Annotated in this window: 12 protein-coding genes, 1 pseudogene and 2 CRISPR repeat arrays; of the genes and pseudogenes, 4 read left to right on the top strand and 9 right to left on the bottom strand. The window is 50.3% G+C overall.

Going from position 1 to position 15,846, the window contains the following annotated elements; all coding sequences use genetic code 11:
- Positions 1–72: 72 nt before the first annotated feature.
- A complete protein-coding gene (locus CD000_RS14020; RefSeq protein ID WP_096225891.1) occupies positions 73–999 on the top strand; it encodes an Rpn family recombination-promoting nuclease/putative transposase in 927 nt (308 codons plus the stop codon).
- A 95-nt stretch (positions 1,000–1,094) separates the two neighbouring features.
- Positions 1,095–3,106: a CRISPR direct-repeat array (repeat unit 36 nt; unit sequence GTCATAGTTCCCCTGAGATTATCGCTGTGGTATAAT).
- Between the two features lie 100 nt (positions 3,107–3,206).
- Here the strand turns inward: CD000_RS14020 and cas2 are convergent.
- The 5 genes from cas2 to cas9 all read right to left on the bottom strand — a co-directional run bounded on the left by cas2 (position 3,207) and on the right by cas9 (position 9,233).
- Complete coding sequence (gene cas2 / locus CD000_RS14015) at positions 3,207–3,515, bottom strand: CRISPR-associated endonuclease Cas2 (protein ID WP_033016933.1); 309 nt, start codon at positions 3,513–3,515, stop codon at positions 3,207–3,209.
- Between the two features lie 4 nt (positions 3,516–3,519).
- Positions 3,520–3,804 carry a CRISPR-associated endonuclease Cas1 gene (locus CD000_RS14010; RefSeq protein ID WP_233130459.1) on the bottom strand — a complete coding sequence of 95 codons (285 nt, stop codon included), beginning with the start codon at positions 3,802–3,804 and terminating at the stop codon, positions 3,520–3,522.
- Between the two features lie 123 nt (positions 3,805–3,927).
- The gene (locus CD000_RS14005; RefSeq protein ID WP_096225413.1) at positions 3,928–5,376 is read right to left on the bottom strand and encodes an IS66-like element ISGst1 family transposase; all 1,449 of its coding nucleotides are present in this window, start codon (positions 5,374–5,376) and stop codon (positions 3,928–3,930) included.
- A 58-nt stretch (positions 5,377–5,434) separates the two neighbouring features.
- Positions 5,435–6,040, bottom strand: a complete 606-nt coding sequence (gene cas1 / locus CD000_RS14000) for a type II CRISPR-associated endonuclease Cas1 (protein ID WP_233130458.1) — start codon at positions 6,038–6,040, stop codon at positions 5,435–5,437.
- Entirely contained in the window at positions 5,970–9,233 is a 3,264-nt protein-coding gene (gene cas9 / locus CD000_RS13995; RefSeq protein ID WP_096225890.1) for a type II CRISPR RNA-guided endonuclease Cas9, read from the bottom strand. Before cas9 ends, cas1 begins: the two co-directional genes overlap by 71 nt.
- 309 nt (positions 9,234–9,542) lie before the next feature.
- Between cas9 and CD000_RS13990 the strand changes: the two are divergent.
- A pseudogene (locus CD000_RS13990) lies at positions 9,543–9,992 on the top strand (RpnC/YadD family protein); the annotation flags it as partial.
- A 196-nt stretch (positions 9,993–10,188) separates the two neighbouring features.
- Positions 10,189–10,486: a CRISPR direct-repeat array (repeat unit 30 nt; unit sequence GTTTTTATCGTACCTATGAGGGATTGAAAC).
- A gap of 75 nt (positions 10,487–10,561) precedes the next feature.
- Here CD000_RS13990 and CD000_RS13985 read toward each other — a convergent pair.
- Entirely contained in the window at positions 10,562–10,828 is a 267-nt protein-coding gene (locus tag CD000_RS13985) for a hypothetical protein (protein ID WP_223812571.1), read from the bottom strand.
- 94 nt (positions 10,829–10,922) lie between these two features.
- Here CD000_RS13985 and CD000_RS13980 point away from each other — a divergent pair, with 94 nt between their 5' ends.
- Entirely contained in the window at positions 10,923–11,975 is a 1,053-nt protein-coding gene (locus CD000_RS13980) for a DmpA family aminopeptidase (RefSeq protein ID WP_096225889.1), read from the top strand.
- A gap of 266 nt (positions 11,976–12,241) precedes the next feature.
- Here the strand turns inward: CD000_RS13980 and CD000_RS13975 are convergent, their stop codons facing one another.
- The 3 genes from CD000_RS13975 to CD000_RS13960 all read right to left on the bottom strand — a co-directional run bounded on the left by CD000_RS13975 (position 12,242) and on the right by CD000_RS13960 (position 15,250).
- Positions 12,242–13,423: an MFS transporter gene (locus CD000_RS13975; protein WP_096226301.1), complete on the bottom strand. Its 1,182-nt coding sequence runs from the start codon at positions 13,421–13,423 to the stop codon at positions 12,242–12,244.
- A 689-nt stretch (positions 13,424–14,112) separates the two neighbouring features.
- Positions 14,113–14,766 (bottom strand): PspA/IM30 family protein, encoded by a 654-nt coding sequence (locus CD000_RS13965; protein ID WP_096225888.1) that lies wholly within the window; start codon positions 14,764–14,766, stop codon positions 14,113–14,115.
- Positions 14,726–15,250: a hypothetical protein gene (locus CD000_RS13960; protein ID WP_096225887.1), complete on the bottom strand. Its 525-nt coding sequence runs from the start codon at positions 15,248–15,250 to the stop codon at positions 14,726–14,728. The genes CD000_RS13965 and CD000_RS13960 overlap by 41 nt, the downstream gene beginning before the upstream one ends.
- Positions 15,251–15,429: 179 nt before the next feature.
- On the opposite strand from CD000_RS13960, the gene CD000_RS13955 reads away from it, so the two are divergent.
- Positions 15,430–15,777 (top strand): hypothetical protein, encoded by a 348-nt coding sequence (locus tag CD000_RS13955; RefSeq protein ID WP_015373855.1) that lies wholly within the window; start codon positions 15,430–15,432, stop codon positions 15,775–15,777.
- Positions 15,778–15,846 lie beyond the last annotated feature (69 nt).

Raw genomic sequence — 15,846 nt, 5'->3', positions numbered from 1 at the left:
CATTCATGAGAAGGAATTGCGTCGCGTAGAGCGAATACATATCGTGAATTCCATGTCGCAAGGAGGGAAAACGTGGCCAAACAGCGAATCGATCACGACCGGTTGTTCAAAGAGCTGCTGTCGACGTTTTTCGAAGAGTTTTTGCTTCTTTTCTTTCCCAACGTGTACGAGCACATCGACGTTCACCGCCTTACTTTCCTCACAGAAGAACTGTTTACCGACGTGACGGCCGGAGAGAAGCACCGCGTCGATTTGTTGGTGGAAACGAAGATGAAAGGGGAAGATGGGCTCGTCATTGTTCATGTCGAACACCAAAGCTACGCACAGCGGACCTTCCCCGAGCGAATGTTCCTCTACTTCAGCCGCTTGTTTCAAAAATACCGCCGCCGTATTGTTCCGATCGCCATCTTCAGCTATGATGAACACCACGATGAACCTTCCTCATTGGTCGTCCAGTTTCCGTTCTTGACCGTTCTCGATTTTCGTTACTTGACGGTGGAGCTGCGCAAACTGCCGTGGCGCGCGTACATCCGCCATGACAATCCCGTCGCCGCTGCCTTGTTAAGCAAAATGGGGTATAATGAAGAAGAAAAGGTCGAAGTGAAAAAAGAGTTTTTGCGCATGCTCGTCCGCCTTGATCTCGATGAGGCGAAACAGCGGCTGTTGTTCGGTTTTTTTGAAACGTATTTGCGGTTGTCCGAAGAGGAGGAAGCCAAACTGCGAAACGAGGTGAGCCAAATGGAGACGAAGGAGGCGAAGCAAGTGATGGAGCTCATCGTCTCGTACGAACAGCGGGGAATGGAAAAGGGAATCGAGAAGGGAATCGAGAAGGGAATCGAACAAGGGATCAAACAAGGCATTAAACAAGGGCGCCAAAAAGGGATTGAGGAAGGGAAGCTCGACGTGGTGAGGAGAATGCTGGCGAAAGGGTATGATGTCGCCACGATCCACGAACTGACCGGGCTGCCGGTTGAGAAGATCGAACGGGTGAAGGGGTAAGCAGAGCAGACTCTTCGCCGTCGAGCCTCACATTGTCGTCGACCCCCAATCGTGCAAAAATCCCGGGGGATCGACGACAACGGTTTTATGCGTTTGTCATAGTTCCCCTGAGATTATCGCTGTGGTATAATCGCGGAAATATGCGACATCCTCTTTGAGGAGTCATAGTTCCCCTGAGATTATCGCTGTGGTATAATCAACTCATCCAGTTTAATCATCAACTAGCGTCATAGTTCCCCTGAGATTATCGCTGTGGTATAATAGGGGAAAGTATGAGCGGCAGAAAATCCAGTCATAGTTCCCCTGAGATTATCGCTGTGGTATAATGAGAATTCTTCTCCGGATGAAGATAGTTATGTCATAGTTCCCCTGAGATTATCGCTGTGGTATAATAAGGATGTCGGTTTCGTCATAGTGACACCCGTCATAGTTCCCCTGAGATTATCGCTGTGGTATAATTCGTGAAGCCGGCACCAGAGAAAAAGGTCGGTCATAGTTCCCCTGAGATTATCGCTGTGGTATAATGAGACCCAAGCGAAATCGAAGCAGAAATGGGTCATAGTTCCCCTGAGATTATCGCTGTGGTATAATAACAATTGCGCATGAAAGACCGACGGATGAGTCATAGTTCCCCTGAGATTATCGCTGTGGTATAATACAAATCGAAGTGATTGTTCGGTGTGTTGGGTCATAGTTCCCCTGAGATTATCGCTGTGGTATAATTGAGGATGTGGAATTGCTTGTGGGTGTGAAGTCATAGTTCCCCTGAGATTATCGCTGTGGTATAATCGAAGGCCTGCCAGCCGGTCTCCATGTGAAGTCATAGTTCCCCTGAGATTATCGCTGTGGTATAATTTTATAACGTGGTTTCCAGCCGTACTTTATGTCATAGTTCCCCTGAGATTATCGCTGTGGTATAATGCATGTGGAAGCCGGTCAATTTCCCTGCTTGTCATAGTTCCCCTGAGATTATCGCTGTGGTATAATTTATACAAGGTGCTATTGTGAACATTCGGTGTCATAGTTCCCCTGAGATTATCGCTGTGGTATAATACCAATCGAAATCCCACAAGAGTGGATTGGTCATAGTTCCCCTGAGATTATCGCTGTGGTATAATCAGAAAATGGTGAAGACCCTAATTGGTTCAGTCATAGTTCCCCTGAGATTATCGCTGTGGTATAATTGGGGCCTCTGTATGGATTGCCGCGATTCCGTCATAGTTCCCCTGAGATTATCGCTGTGGTATAATCTCAGTAGTCTCGTTAACATCGAATTTCACGTCATAGTTCCCCTGAGATTATCGCTGTGGTATAATACTTTGTCCATGATCGAAAAATAGCCGGTTGTCATAGTTCCCCTGAGATTATCGCTGTGGTATAATAAACAAATCCATTGCTTTTCCCCCTTTCAAGTCATAGTTCCCCTGAGATTATCGCTGTGGTATAATAAACAGCGGCTGACCGTACATCAGCTTTGTCATAGTTCCCCTGAGATTATCGCTGTGGTATAATCTACCAAGAGGACGAGGAGGAGTTCACCAAGTCATAGTTCCCCTGAGATTATCGCTGTGGTATAATCTTCGAAAGTCGCTGACGGCGCCATCGACAGTCATAGTTCCCCTGAGATTATCGCTGTGGTATAATATTGCGAGACAAAAAAGGAGTGTGATCGGAGTCATAGTTCCCCTGAGATTATCGCTGTGGTATAATTGAAACGGGAAAAACAAAAAGTTGCAATCCGTCATAGTTCCCCTGAGATTATCGCTGTGGTATAATTTCCAACTCACGCTGCCATCTGGATTCAAGGTCATAGTTCCCCTGAGATTATCGCTGTGGTATAATGAGCGTTTTATGCGAGAGGAGGAACGCCGTGTCATAGTTCCCCTGAGATTATCGCTGTGGTATAATCAAAAACAGGCAAAATATAAAAGCAAAACTGTCATAGTTCCCCTGAGATTATCGCTGTGGTATAATTTTTTATAATTATTTTGAATCAACCTTCTCAGTCATAGTTCCCCTGAGATTATCGCTGTGGTATAATAGAGCTTAAAAAAATTAAACTTAATGCATTGTCATAGTTCCCCTGAGATTATCGCTGTGGTATAATACGTATCCAAAAAAGCCTGCAATCTCAAGGATCGCAGGCTTTTTTGCTTTCAAAAAATGCAAAGGCGCTTATGCAAAAAGAGGAACCATTTCTGTTTTTTTTAAAAAAGCGTCAGCTGGGTGGATGTCACTTTCTTTTCTTGCGCCGTTGGTTCCCCGAGAAGCAGCTGCATTTTTGCGTACTGCTTTTCCGTTACGACCATCGCCCGAATCGATCCTCGAGGGGGCAAGTTGCGTTTTAATCTTGCCAAATGTTTGTCCGTTGCTTCATGTCCGTGGCAGACGCGGCTGTAGACCGAAAACTGCAACATATCATACCCTTCGTTTAGCAGGAATGTGCGAAATCGCCGGTATTCGCGCTTCTCCCGGTTGGTCACGACGGGAAGATCGAAAAAGACGAGCAACCGCATAAACTTACTCATACACGTGCAGTTGCAACGGGAGAAGTTCCGGCAATTTCAACAACGAAGGGTCTTGGCTTCGGCTTGCCGTGACGAAGCTTTTTGTCATTTCTTCCACCGCGTTCACGACGGTCAGTTTTTCTCCATTCACTAGTATGTCCATGTTGGCTAAATTATATAAGTCTGCCCGAATGGACGGAGAAAATTCATCGTCCGGTTGAATGTGTTGGGCCACGTATAGGTCAACGAGCGGACGCAATACTTCCATAAAGTCGTCGGCGAGATTAAATTTGTTCAACTCGTTATCATGGTAAATTCCTAAGCATGGGAAAAAACCATACCCAACGAGTAACTATTCACCCCAGTGCTAGTGTATAAAAAAGCCCAGCACAAATAGGGCATTTCGGTCATAGAAAATGCCCTAGGTAGCGGAAAGAACTCGATCGATCGTTTCGCCTGCCAACAGAAGACATAACGAATCCCACACGTTTTTTTCGTGTTTCGTCAGTGTGGAAACGATGCTTCTTGCGATGCAAAACGACTGCGCGAATGTTTCTTCGCGAAACGTACCCGAAATGTTCTCTTTGACTTTGACCATGCGAAGATCGCGTTCGGCTTGGTTGTTATCAAAGGGAACATGTACTTCACGTAAGAAACGCAGCGCTTCTTCCTTTCGTTTTTGAAGGCGTCGAACAAAAGCGAGTGCTTTTTTCGGAAGAGGCGTCATCGTTTCTAATCGGTGTTGTGCTCTTTCTAGGATGCGATCATACACTCGTTCCCACCGTCTCGCTTCTTCTTCGGAAAGTGCACCGTGATGGGCTTCGACGGCTTGCTTGGCGGCTAACAGAAACGTGGTCATGCGCATCGCCCACGTATGCCCCTGTTCGATGAATCCTTTTAACTCACGCAAATGGTGGGCATGACAAAGGGCATGGGTGGCATGTGTGTATTTCGGATACGTACCGAACGCATCGTGCATCATCGTCCCTTCATATCGGGGAAGAATCCCGATATCATCGGTCGCTTTTTTTCCACGAGAAGCGTGAGGAGCCAAGTATGTATATCTCGATGTACACGCGACATGCACCCATGCGAGTTTCCCATTGATGCGCAAACTCGTTTCATCGACATGCAGGATGTTGGATTCAAGTAAGGCGTCTTCGATGATGTCCATATTTGATTCCAACGATTCGCGTCCTCGTTTCACCATATTGGCAAGAGTTCCCGTACTAATCGAGTGTTGATATAACGCTTCGATTGTATCACTTAAACGCTTGTACGGGATCAATTGGATATGATGTAAATAAACAACGAGCGCCGTGAGCCGTGGACCGTATTGCACATGATTCGTGACATGGGATGGGAATTCGGCTTGTTGCACGCATCGACAATGTGGACACGATTTCACTTCACGTTCATGTTGTGTCACCTCGATCGCCACAGGAGGGACATCAAACACTTGACGGATATCGACTTTGAACGGTTTGACTTCACGCAAAGAAGCTCCACATCCTTGACACGTATGCACACGGTGGACGACACGATGATGTGGATGTTCCACTTGACGGAGCGTCTTCCCCTCATGTCCCTCTTGCCCACCAGGCTTTTTGCCAGACGGCTCGCGGGAGGAACGCTTTTTCTCAAAACGGTCAGAAGATGGGGGCAAATGGCTATTGGAGCTGTTTTTTTTCGTGCGTGCTTCCAGCTCTTGAACACGGTACTTCAGTTGTTCATTTTCTTTGCGTAGCTGTTTGTTTTCTTTCAACAGTTGCTCAATGACTTGTTGTTGGTGAGTAATGAGCTGTTTTTGTTGTTGGACTTTGCCGATTAAGCTCTCAACTGTAAATACAGCTTGTTGTACCGTCAACATGCGATTCACCTCCTTGTCTATCAATATTCACATCATAGACAAGGAAAGAAGAAAATATTCAGCTCACTTTATGATGTGGCTGAATAGTTACCCCAACGAGAGAGCGGGCGACGAGTCCCCGCATAATGGCGTATCCATAATTCAAAGAAGCGTTCACCACGGAGTCGCTTCGCCGAGTAAATTCGCTGCCAAATAAATACTGGAAGTACTTTTTCGCTCCATACGCTTCACGGTTATTGCTGTCCCCAGAGTCGACGGTTTTGCTGATGCGGTATAGGTCGTCGGCTCCTTCTTTGTTCAGGAACTCCAAACACTTGCCTTGATTGATGAGTTTTTGAATCACGATTCGCTGCCAAATTCGCTTTTTAAAAGGCTTGGAGTAGGCGTACTGCATGTGCAGCACGCCCACTTGACGAGAATGTTTTTGGAACGGCTGCAGAACCCCATTGGGGAGCCGTTTTTGGTCACAGGTGAATAATGTAATGTTATGTTCGGCCATTTTGCTTAAAGCGGCTGCTGTCACGCTGACAGCTTGCTCCTCGATGATAATGGAACAAATATCCTCGAGCGGGATCGAAACTTTTTCTTCCTGTTCAATCACGAGTTGATTGTAACGGACGGATAGTTTCCCCGGTTTTCGAATGAGCAGATGACGCCAACCCAACTCTTTTTTCCCCTCTCACTTTGTAGATGTTGCCGAGCACATCTACTTGGTATTTCTCGAATCGTTTGAGGGTTCTTGAACCGACGCCGCGGAGCGAGAAACGGTTGTCATGGCTGATCAACTCTAATCCCCCTGTGGCTGAGTCAATCGTTTTGTAGTAGACAAACACATCCTTAACGTTGATCTCTTCACCTGTAGTCGTTTTCACTGTTTTTTCCCGCGGAAGCTCAATGCGAATGAGATCATTCGGGTACAGGCTAAATCGGAACGTATAGTCCTCCGTCATTTCCTTCCATTCGGAGTACGGCTTGTTCGGCTCGATGGCTTTGTTTGGCAAAATCCCTTTCATGATGTCCATGGTGTAGACAGGGACACAATAATATTTCCCATCTTTTTCAAATACGTCAACCCGAACGATGTTGCTGTTGTAGGCGACGGTTTTGCCGTCATTGAGCGGGATGACCTGGTTTTTTGTGTCGATGATTTTTACGGTCCGAATGACAGGCCCGGGTTCGCCGTTCTTTTTCGGCTTGTACAAAGGCTCTTGGAATGCCTTTTTCGGGTCATTGTTATGTTCAAGCAGACGCTGGCGGATCGCTTCGTATGTCCTTGGGTCGCTTTCTTTGCCATACATCGGAAAATGCCCGCTCGCATCCAACTTGATTTCGGACAGTTTCGTTTTGACAACAGTTTGGATTTTCCCGCTCCGTTCATCGATACCGACGTAGCGCCGTAATGTTTCTTGATGAGCCGCCCCTGTAACGCTCCGCTTCGGCATTCGGGATACAAAAACCGGCTGTAGCGATTCGAGTTTCTGATCATCATAATTTCCAAGATTGAGAGCTTTTATACTCTCTTTTGGATGTTTTGATAAACGCGCCCGCAGTTCGTCGGCGAAGTGCGGCCAAGGTTGCGGGAAGTGCGGTTCTGTCTTTTTGGCCAGTTCTTTGTTTTGTTCGCGCCGTTGGTAAAAGGCGGTGACTTTGGCGATATCGCTTGGCGTTGTGCAAGCGACGATGGCGGCATCTACTGCATGATGCAAATCGGATTCTTCACGGTTTTTGTTGAAATCCCAGCGGCTTCGCAAATGGGCGGTAACGCGGCCGTTGACCGTATAGACTTTTTGCTTGTCGTCACTTTCGGCGAACTTCAGATGTTCACGAATAAAGTTGGCGAAAAAGCGTGAAATATACCGAGTGTCATTTAAATTTCGGCTTTTAAATTCCATTTCTTCATTTTCATCGTAATGAAGCCGGAGCAGTCGATCCCGTTTCTTTTTGGAAAACTGCTTGTTTGTTAACACAAACGTTTCAAACTGCTGCCAGCGTTCAGTTCCGACGCCTAAATACTCGGCAGGAATGCGGTTGCCTTTTTCGCGGTTTTCTTTTGTCAATACCAACACTTTATTTGTATAACTGTCGTCCAAACTGCGGCTGTACGGGATTACGTGATCCACTTCTACATAACCTGGTTCAAGCAACCGCTCGATTTCGATCGGTTGAAGTGAGTAGGCGCATCTCCCGTTTTGTTCGCTCCACAGTTTGAATTTGACAATGTCAAGACCGGTTGGATTTAGCGTCAGCCCGTATTCCATGAGCTGGCGGATGGCGGTTTCGTTTTTCTTCCGGTTTTCGTCTTGTTCTTTTTTTGTTTTCCGCCGTTCGTCAAACGTTTGTGATAAATCGCGGGCCAACTCGATATGAATGGATACCGGCGAACCGTACTTTTTGATAATGGCATTCACCACTTTTCGCGCCTGTGTCAATGCACGCATGACGACCGGATTGGCGATCGGTGGAATATTTGGTAGCAACATTGTTTTTTGTTTCTTCTTTGGCCCTGTAAATGTGTATCCCGCCCGCTCACAAGCCGAAGAGTAGACTTCTCCTTGTTCCATGTACGGGAGAATGTTGCGGAGCGCCTTTAGCGACAAATGGCCGAATTTGGTGAATGACAAGTTCAATAGTTCCTCAATTAGCTCGTTGTCATATACCTTGTTCGCTAAATTTGGCATCCGTTTTCCGTTTTGTTCATATTCGTTTCGCAAGTAGCTGCGAATATCGGCATCATCTTTAAACAACGTCAAGGCATAACCGAATGTATCGAAATCGATTGGGAGAAATGAACTTGACTTCCCTTTTCCATACACTTTATCGACGGCTTTCCGAATTTGATGATAGGCGTCGAGTTCAAGGAATCGGATGTTTTCATTTTGCTTTCGTGATTCGCCTCGATCATACACAATGCCTTTAAAGTAAGTGTCATCAGGCAAATGGAGCAACGTCCGTATATCATGGTAGGTGATTTTGTTTTTTTGGAATGCCTGTTCATACAAAAGGCGTCGTTCCTCATCGGTGAGCCCCCGTGCGCCTGATGGGGAGATGAGCCGCAATTTATTGATGTGCTCCCAGGCGATGAACGATTGGAATGTATAAGTTGCTTTTGGCGCCCGTTTTTCTTTCGGTTCAAAGGTACAAAAGCCGACCTTTTTCTCGATGTCATCTTTGGAAGCGACAGGACGCTGGGAAGCCCAAATGGCGATATATTCATTCTCAAACTCTTCCGTGCAACTCATGTTTCCAAACTCACGCTGTTTGGAGAAAATGAGTCGAATTTCGTGTTCTAAGTCATCGCGGGCGATCGTGTTTGTATAATTTTCTCCTTTATTGCGCTTATGGAGCGCAAACTTTGGATCTTTCACAATCATTTCGCCGACGGTCCGGTAGCCTGAGAGAATGGCCCGGTTTTCTTCGATATGTTTGAGCATCGTGCTGTTTTCTTTGTTGCTGCGCTCGCTTTTGCGGTTGGATTTGAAGCCGCGCCGCTTGGCTAGATGAAGGAGGACGCGAGCCAGCTCGTCGTTGTTTAATTTTCGATCCAATGCCTCAACACGCAGCTGCCAGACGTCGATTTCGTGTTTTTCCTCGAATAGTTTGTCCAGTTCCTCTTTCGTTAAAATTCCTTCACGAATGATCAGACGGCGAATGCGCTCCAGCCGATGCTTGCGGCGGCGCAGGCGACGCCGGGCGGAGCGGGCGAGGCGTCGGGGAAGAGCTAGGGATTCTCCCGTCTGCGGATTTTCGGCTCTGTCAAAAATGCGGACGCCCAAATCTTCGATGCGAGGAATATCCAAGTTCATGACTGCCCAACCTACAGAGGTAATGCCGATATCAAGGCCGATTTTGTATCTCATGTCGATCCCCTCCCGTTAATAGAGCTATGTAGTAAAAAAGACCTTAGCGTTTTCCGCCAAGGTCTGAGTTTGCGCAAAGATGGGGAATGCCCGCCAAAAGCGGGCGACAGGCGATCCCCAACGCCGCGGGTCAGTCTGCCTTAGGCAGAAAGCCCTTATCATAGTAACCCTGAGATCATTGCTGTGGTATGATCCTATTACTATAATAATGGGGAATTTTAGAAAACGCAATCATTTTTTCAAAAATTAGATCATTTTGAGTGGAGGGAAACCCACTCGTATGGTTCTGCCCTAGCGCTGCATCCACCAAATAATTCGGTTGCCACCGTCTTGCTAAGCAAAATGGGGTATAATGAAGAGGAGAAAGTCGACGTGAAAAAGGAATTTTTGCGCATGCTTGTCCGTCTCGAATTGGATGAAGCGAAACAGCGGCTGTTGTTCGGTTTTTTCGAGACGTATTTGCGGCGATCCGAAGAGGAGGAAGCAAAACGGCGACACGAGGTGAGCCAAATGGAAACGAAGGAAGCAAAGCGTGTGATGGAGCTCATCGTCTCATACGAACAGCGGGGGCTGGAAAAGGGAATACAACAAGGAATCGAACAGGGGTTAAAGCAAGGGATGAAGCAAGGACGCCAAGAAGGGATCGAGGAAGGGAAGCTCGACGTGGTGAAGAGAATGCTGGCGAAAGGATACGACGTCGACACGATCCACGAACTGACCGGACTGCCGATGGAGAAGATTGAAAGGATGAAGGGGTGAGACGGCTCTTCGCCGTCAAGCCCCACATTGTCGTCGACCTCCAATCGTGCCAAAACCCCGGGGGATCGACGACAATGTTCTTTTGCGCCAAAATCCTACAGCCAACACGGCTGAACGATATTGACAGAATATTTGCAACGTGATATTCTGGAAACAACCCAAAGGGAAAAAGCTTGATTTGATGCGCATGGTTTGGGTTTTTATCGTACCTATGAGGGATTGAAACCATGTGGGATGAACCTAGTATCGAAAGTCAGAGAAAGTTTTTATCGTACCTATGAGGGATTGAAACCATCCTTGACGGCTACGGCAACGCGCAGAACTTGACGCGTTTTTATCGTACCTATGAGGGATTGAAACGGCGTCAAGTTGAAGCCGTCGATTATGCAGCATTGGCGTTTTTATCGTACCTATGAGGGATTGAAAACCGTTTGACCTTTATAATATTTTGGCTGTTATCAATGGTTTTTATCGTACCTACGAGGGATTGAAACCGGAGTCGGCCGCTTTCTCCACGCGTTTCCGCCCAGTTTTTGTCGCGCCTATAAGAGGCGAAACCCTCTTCAATGTCACGCCATCGTATGAACGTCTTCCGTTTGAAGAAACCGGATGGCTGCACTTCCCCGATCGACCGCTTCGTTTTGCTTCGGCTGCTCATTCTTGCGCCGCTTGCTTTGCAGGAAGCCGCTTTTTTGTTTCGCACATGGAGAACGTTTTGGCATCTGCTTTTTTTGTATGGCCCCATTGATCCACCAGGCATGGTTGTTCACCGCCTTTCTTTGCCGCTGCTGCATTTCCTCAGTCCGATGCGATATACTTGACATGGGAACAATCACGCTTCTTTCTCGTTCACCGTCGTGTCGGCGGACATGCTGCGTTGGCGTTGGACGGTTTGAAAGAAGGCGGAGAAAAGCGACGGGGGTGGGATGGATGCGCCGCAAGCTTCGCGATCTCGGTTTTTCCATCGGCACGCTTCCGGTGGGGAGACGCAATCAAATCACGGATGTGCCTGGGGTGCGGGTCGGTCATGTGACGATTCGTAAAGATGTCGATGAACGGACGGTGATTCGCACCGGGGTGACAGCGGTGCTGCCGCACGGAGGCCATTTGTTTTTGGAGAAAGTGCCGGCGGCTTGCTTTGTGTTGAACGGGTTTGGGAAAACGACCGGGTTGGTGCAGGTGGAGGAGCTTGGGACGATCGAGTCGCCGATTATGCTGACGAATACGTTCAGTGTCGGGGAAGTTTGGCAAGGGACGCTCGAATCCATGCTTGCTGCGACGCCGGAGATTGGCGATACGACCGGGTCGATCAACATTGTCGTCGGCGAGTGCAATGACAGTTATTTGAACACGGCGCGGGCGCTGGCGGTGACGAAAGAGCACGCGAAACGGGCGTTGGCCGACGCCCGGGTGGAGATGGAGGAAGGAGCGGTCGGGGCCGGGACGGGGATGATGTGTTTCGGCTGGAAAGGGGGCATCGGCAGTTCATCGCGGATCGCGGGCGGGATGTATACGGTCGGGGCGCTGGTGGTGAGCAATTTCGGCCGGCGTGAGGAGTTGCGGTTCGTGCCGTATGTGCCGCCGGCGTTCGATGAACGGGATGTGCCGCCTGGGTCGATTATGATGATCGTCGCGACTGACGCGCCGCTTGATGCGCGGCAGTTGAAGCGGCTGGCGCGGCGGGCGGCGGTGGGGCTCGGGCGGACGGGAAGCTGCGTCCATCACGGGAGCGGTGATATTGTGATTGCGTTTTCCAACGCTTACACGATCCCGCATTTTTCCGATTCTGCCCTTCAATCGGTCCCGCCGCTCATCCGCGACGATGCGCCGCTTATGAATGAGCTGTTCCAAGCGGCGATTGAGGCGACCGAGGAAGCGATTTGGAATTCGCTTACGATGGCTGAGACGACGACCGGGCGCAACGGGCGGATCGGGGAAGCGATTCCGTATGCGCTGCTGGAACGGATGAAACGGGCGTGGTGAGAATGGCTACAGCCGTCTTGCCAGCTGGACGGCGGTCATGGAGAGGGATGAAAGTCAAGATTATCGCATCGTTTGCATGGGGACAAGGCTCTCTGCTTGTGGCGTTGGCTCAACAAAACAGCCCGAAAGGAATCCGCCTTTCGGGCTCTGTCCGTTTTTCGCCGGGCGGCGTCTATCAGTGGAAAACGGCGGAGCACTGCCTCTTTTCGAATGAGAGGTCTGGCAAAACCGACGTTTCTTCGCCGGCGTTGCGAAACGGACCGGGCTTAGTGCCGGCTATGGAGGCGGTGTTTCCAAGCGGCGAGTTTTTCTTTTATGTCAAACGACTGCGCCCCCGCTGCCGCCTGGCGGTTGGCGTAGCCGACCAATGCGCCGGTGGCGATGAGCAAGAGGCCGGACAACGCGAACATGTAGGCGATGGAAAACAGCCCAGCGACCGCGCCGGCGGCGGTCGGGCCGGTCAAGTTGCCGAGGAAGCGGCTGCTTGCCGTGACGCCGAACACCCGCCCTTGAATGCGGCGCGGGCTTTGCGCGTTGATGAGCGCTTGAATAGACGGCCATACGCCGCCAACAACAAGCCCTTGCAAGAAGCGCCACACGTACAGCTCATAAATGTTGTCCGTCCATACTTGCGGCAAGGCGAACAAGCCGGACAGCACAAGCAGTATCGGTAATGTTTTCTCCTGCCCGATCCGGTCGCCGAGTTTCCCTAAGTACGGTGCGCCGATGATCGTCGCGATGCCGGTGATCGACGAGGCGAGGCCGGATAGAAAGGCGAGATTGCGAGAATGGCCGACGAGCGACTGGACAAAAATCGTCATCATTGAGTTGACGCCAAGAACCGCAATTTGCACGAGAAACGTGGCGATAAATAAGACGATGAGCGGCCGGTGTCTGAATACTTCTTTGAAGCTGGCCTTGTTTTCTTTTGTCTGCGGCACGACGGGATCTTTTTCGAGCCAAAAAATGACCGGTAAGAGCGTCAGTAAAATGCAAAACCCGGTCACGAGAAACACCGGGCGGAAGCCGAACCAATCGGATAAGGCGCCGCCGATGAGCGGCCCGATGATGTTGCCGGCGATGCTTCCCGTCTGCAGCGTCCCGAGCGCCTCGCCGCTATGGTCTTTTGGCACGACGCGCGCCAAGTACGAAAACGAGACGGTGATGAATCCCGAGAAAAAGCCGACAAGAAATCGGAGAGCAAGAAGCGCTATCGGTGAGGCGGCGAACGCCATGCATCCGGTGATCAGCCCCATGCCGATCCCCGCGCGGATGAGGTTGGCGCGCTGGCCGTACTTATCGGCGAATACCCCCCAAATCGGCGCCATGATGGCCGCCGACAAAAACGTCGCCGAAAAGACAAGACCGGTCCAGACGCTCAACGAATGGTGCTCGGTGATGCCCATTTCCCACAACAGCAGCGACAAAAACGGAATGACTATCGTCATTCCCGCCGACACCGTCAACTACCCCCACTTAGCTAACGCTTGAAGTGGGGGCTTGCAACTCCCCAGAAGTACAAGCGGACTTCGTCCTCCTTCCTTGACTTGGGGTTGCATCAGGGCAGGTTGACAACTACCCAACGACGCAGGTCATGCCTGCATCGTTACCGATTCTCTCGGTGTGTCTGTTGGCAGTACTTGGCTTCCACACACAACAGACGGACCTACGCTCGATGTTTTACGGTTACAACGTTTCCTGTAACCAACTCCATACATCGAGTAGCAGTTATTGGAGTGCCTTTATTAAACGGTTTTCTCCACGCCTTTATTATATCATACACAAAAGAAAAGGGGAACGCGCATTCCTCTCCCACTTACTCCCTTTGGTCGTTGAAGTGGGAGTCTCCTGCGCGAAATAGGATGAAATTGCACAGCCAAAGAACGCGGACGCTTCGTTTCCAGTTCAAGGCAGGTCATCTCCTGTATTCTTTCGTCTCTCTAATTAATTTTAGCACGATGGAAAAACAAAGGAAACGATTTTGCTTATCAATGGGGCAAGACCATGGCATCGGGCATCGTTCAGGCTTGTCGCGGGCTGCATGTGCTTTTGGCCGCCGCTTGTCCAAGGGAGCGAAACAAACGAATCCCCCTTGCCTGCCCGGCAAGGGGGTCATCTATGTCAAAGGGGGAGGGGATTAGGCGTTATTGGCTTGGGCTTCCTTCCATTTCGCTAATTCACGTTCCACTTCTTCCTCAAACGGCACGGGGGACAACACGGCGTTCGTTCCGAATCGGGCGGCTGCCGCTTCGGCTTCCAGCGCGATGACGCGCTCTTCCATGCGGGCGAATCCGCGCAGCGCCTCGTCGGCGGAAAAGGAGGCGAGCGCCGAGTCGATTTGCTTCAACGCTTGCGCGGCGTTAACGCGGGTAGCGAGCTCCAGCTGCTTAGCTGCGAGCTCGTCGTACCGCTCGCGCAGTTGGTTCAGACGGTTGGCGACTTCGGCTGTTTTCGCTTTGATGGCGTCGTATTGTTGTTTGTACGCCTCCAGCTTTTTCTCATACAACAGCTTGTCGCGCAAGGCGAGTTTGGCGACGGCTTCTTCGTTGCGCTCGAGCGCCAGTTTCGCTTGGCGGCTCCGTTTTTCAATCGTCGCCTCCGCTTGGGCGATGAGCGTCTCATAGCGCCGCTCGGCGACCCATTGCTGGGCGAGCGCCTGGCGCCCTCGTTCGAGCTGTTCTTCAAGTTCGCGCAAATATTGTTTCGTCATGGCGACAGGGTCTTCCCAGCGGTCGATTTGTTCGTTCACTTCAGCGAGAACGATCGTCTTCATTCGGCGAAAAATGCCCATTTGTTTGTGCCTCCTTTTGAATCGTTTTTTCCCATTCATCAAGCCAATCGGCGGAAACGGATGGCGCCGCTGGCATCAACGCCTCAACAGCAGATGGTTTGCGCGCTTGACGCCGCCCCGAGGCGTACACCGCGGCCAGTGCAAGCAAAATCAACACCCATTTCGGCAGGAGCGCCGCAATCCCTACAGCGACGAGCACCCAGCCGATCCAGCGCTTCGACCGCGCCGCGGCGAGCCATACGGCCCCGACGGCGGCAAGCAAAAGAGGGATGAGCCACTTTAGGAACAACATCGGCATCATCCAGCCATCGCGCCGCTCCATGATGAACTCCCGATGGGGATGACCGAATCCGCCCGGCATGCCGTCAAACGGAGCGCCCGGACGCCCGTGCGCCATCACTTCATGCGGAGAGAGAACGTGAAACAGGCTGACCCCCGCGAGAGCGACAAAGGCGAGCAGAAACACCGCTCGAGCTTTTTTCAATCTCGTCACCTCCTTTTGTGTGGTGGACTGGCTTACGGTTTGTATTGTAGAAGGGGAAGGAGAAAATTAGGTGAAAAGCGAATGTTTTTTGGAGGGGTTTTGAGCATATCATCCATTAGGGGGGAGCTGCGAGATGAACGGTGATGTTCGCATGACATGACGGGGGAGGAAGGAAAGACGTGGTTCGGTCGTATGGGGTTGATGTGGGCGGCGCTTTGTTGGTGTTGTTGTTTTCCTTTTTGTTTCCGACGTTTTATGTTGGATATTATGCGTACGGCTCGTTTTTGGGGTTTGCCATCGGTTCGTTGATCGTCGGCTTGGCGAGAATTCGATGGCATCCGCAGGCGCGGTTCGGCGGTACTCTGATCGGTTCGTTCCTCATCATCGCGGTGTCTGTCCTCATCATCCGCCTGTTTCCGATCGAAATCCGCGATGTCGGAGACTTGGTTATGCAGTATATCAACGCGGTTGTGAATGCGTTGATATATTTGGCATTCTCCACGCCCTCCACCTGTTGCATCGCCTGAAGCAGGGCGACGTTCCGTTTGCGAAAAAACGCTGAAGCGGCTCATAACGCCTGTCTCACCGTTCAAGAA

Origin of the sequence: Geobacillus sp. FJAT-46040 (assembly GCF_002335725.1) — a bacterium.
Lineage (GTDB): Bacteria > Bacillota > Bacilli > Bacillales > Anoxybacillaceae > Geobacillus > Geobacillus thermoleovorans.
The sequence above is the reverse complement of the archived record's forward strand: the minus strand, read 5'-3'. Positions and strand labels throughout refer to the sequence as shown.

Coding starts and splice junctions, on each gene's coding strand:
- CD000_RS13965 (WP_096225888.1), bottom strand. CDS start 14,766: ATGGGCATTTTTCGCCGAATGAAGACGATCGTTCTCGCTGAAGTGAAC.
- CD000_RS13975 (WP_096226301.1), bottom strand. CDS start 13,423: ATGACGATAGTCATTCCGTTTTTGTCGCTGCTGTTGTGGGAAATGGGC.
- CD000_RS13980 (WP_096225889.1), top strand. CDS start 10,923: ATGCGCCGCAAGCTTCGCGATCTCGGTTTTTCCATCGGCACGCTTCCG.
- CD000_RS14005 (WP_096225413.1), bottom strand. CDS start 5,376: ATGTTGACGGTACAACAAGCTGTATTTACAGTTGAGAGCTTAATCGGC.
- cas9 (WP_096225890.1), bottom strand. CDS start 9,233: ATGAGATACAAAATCGGCCTTGATATCGGCATTACCTCTGTAGGTTGG.
- cas2 (WP_033016933.1), bottom strand. CDS start 3,515: ATGCGGTTGCTCGTCTTTTTCGATCTTCCCGTCGTGACCAACCGGGAG.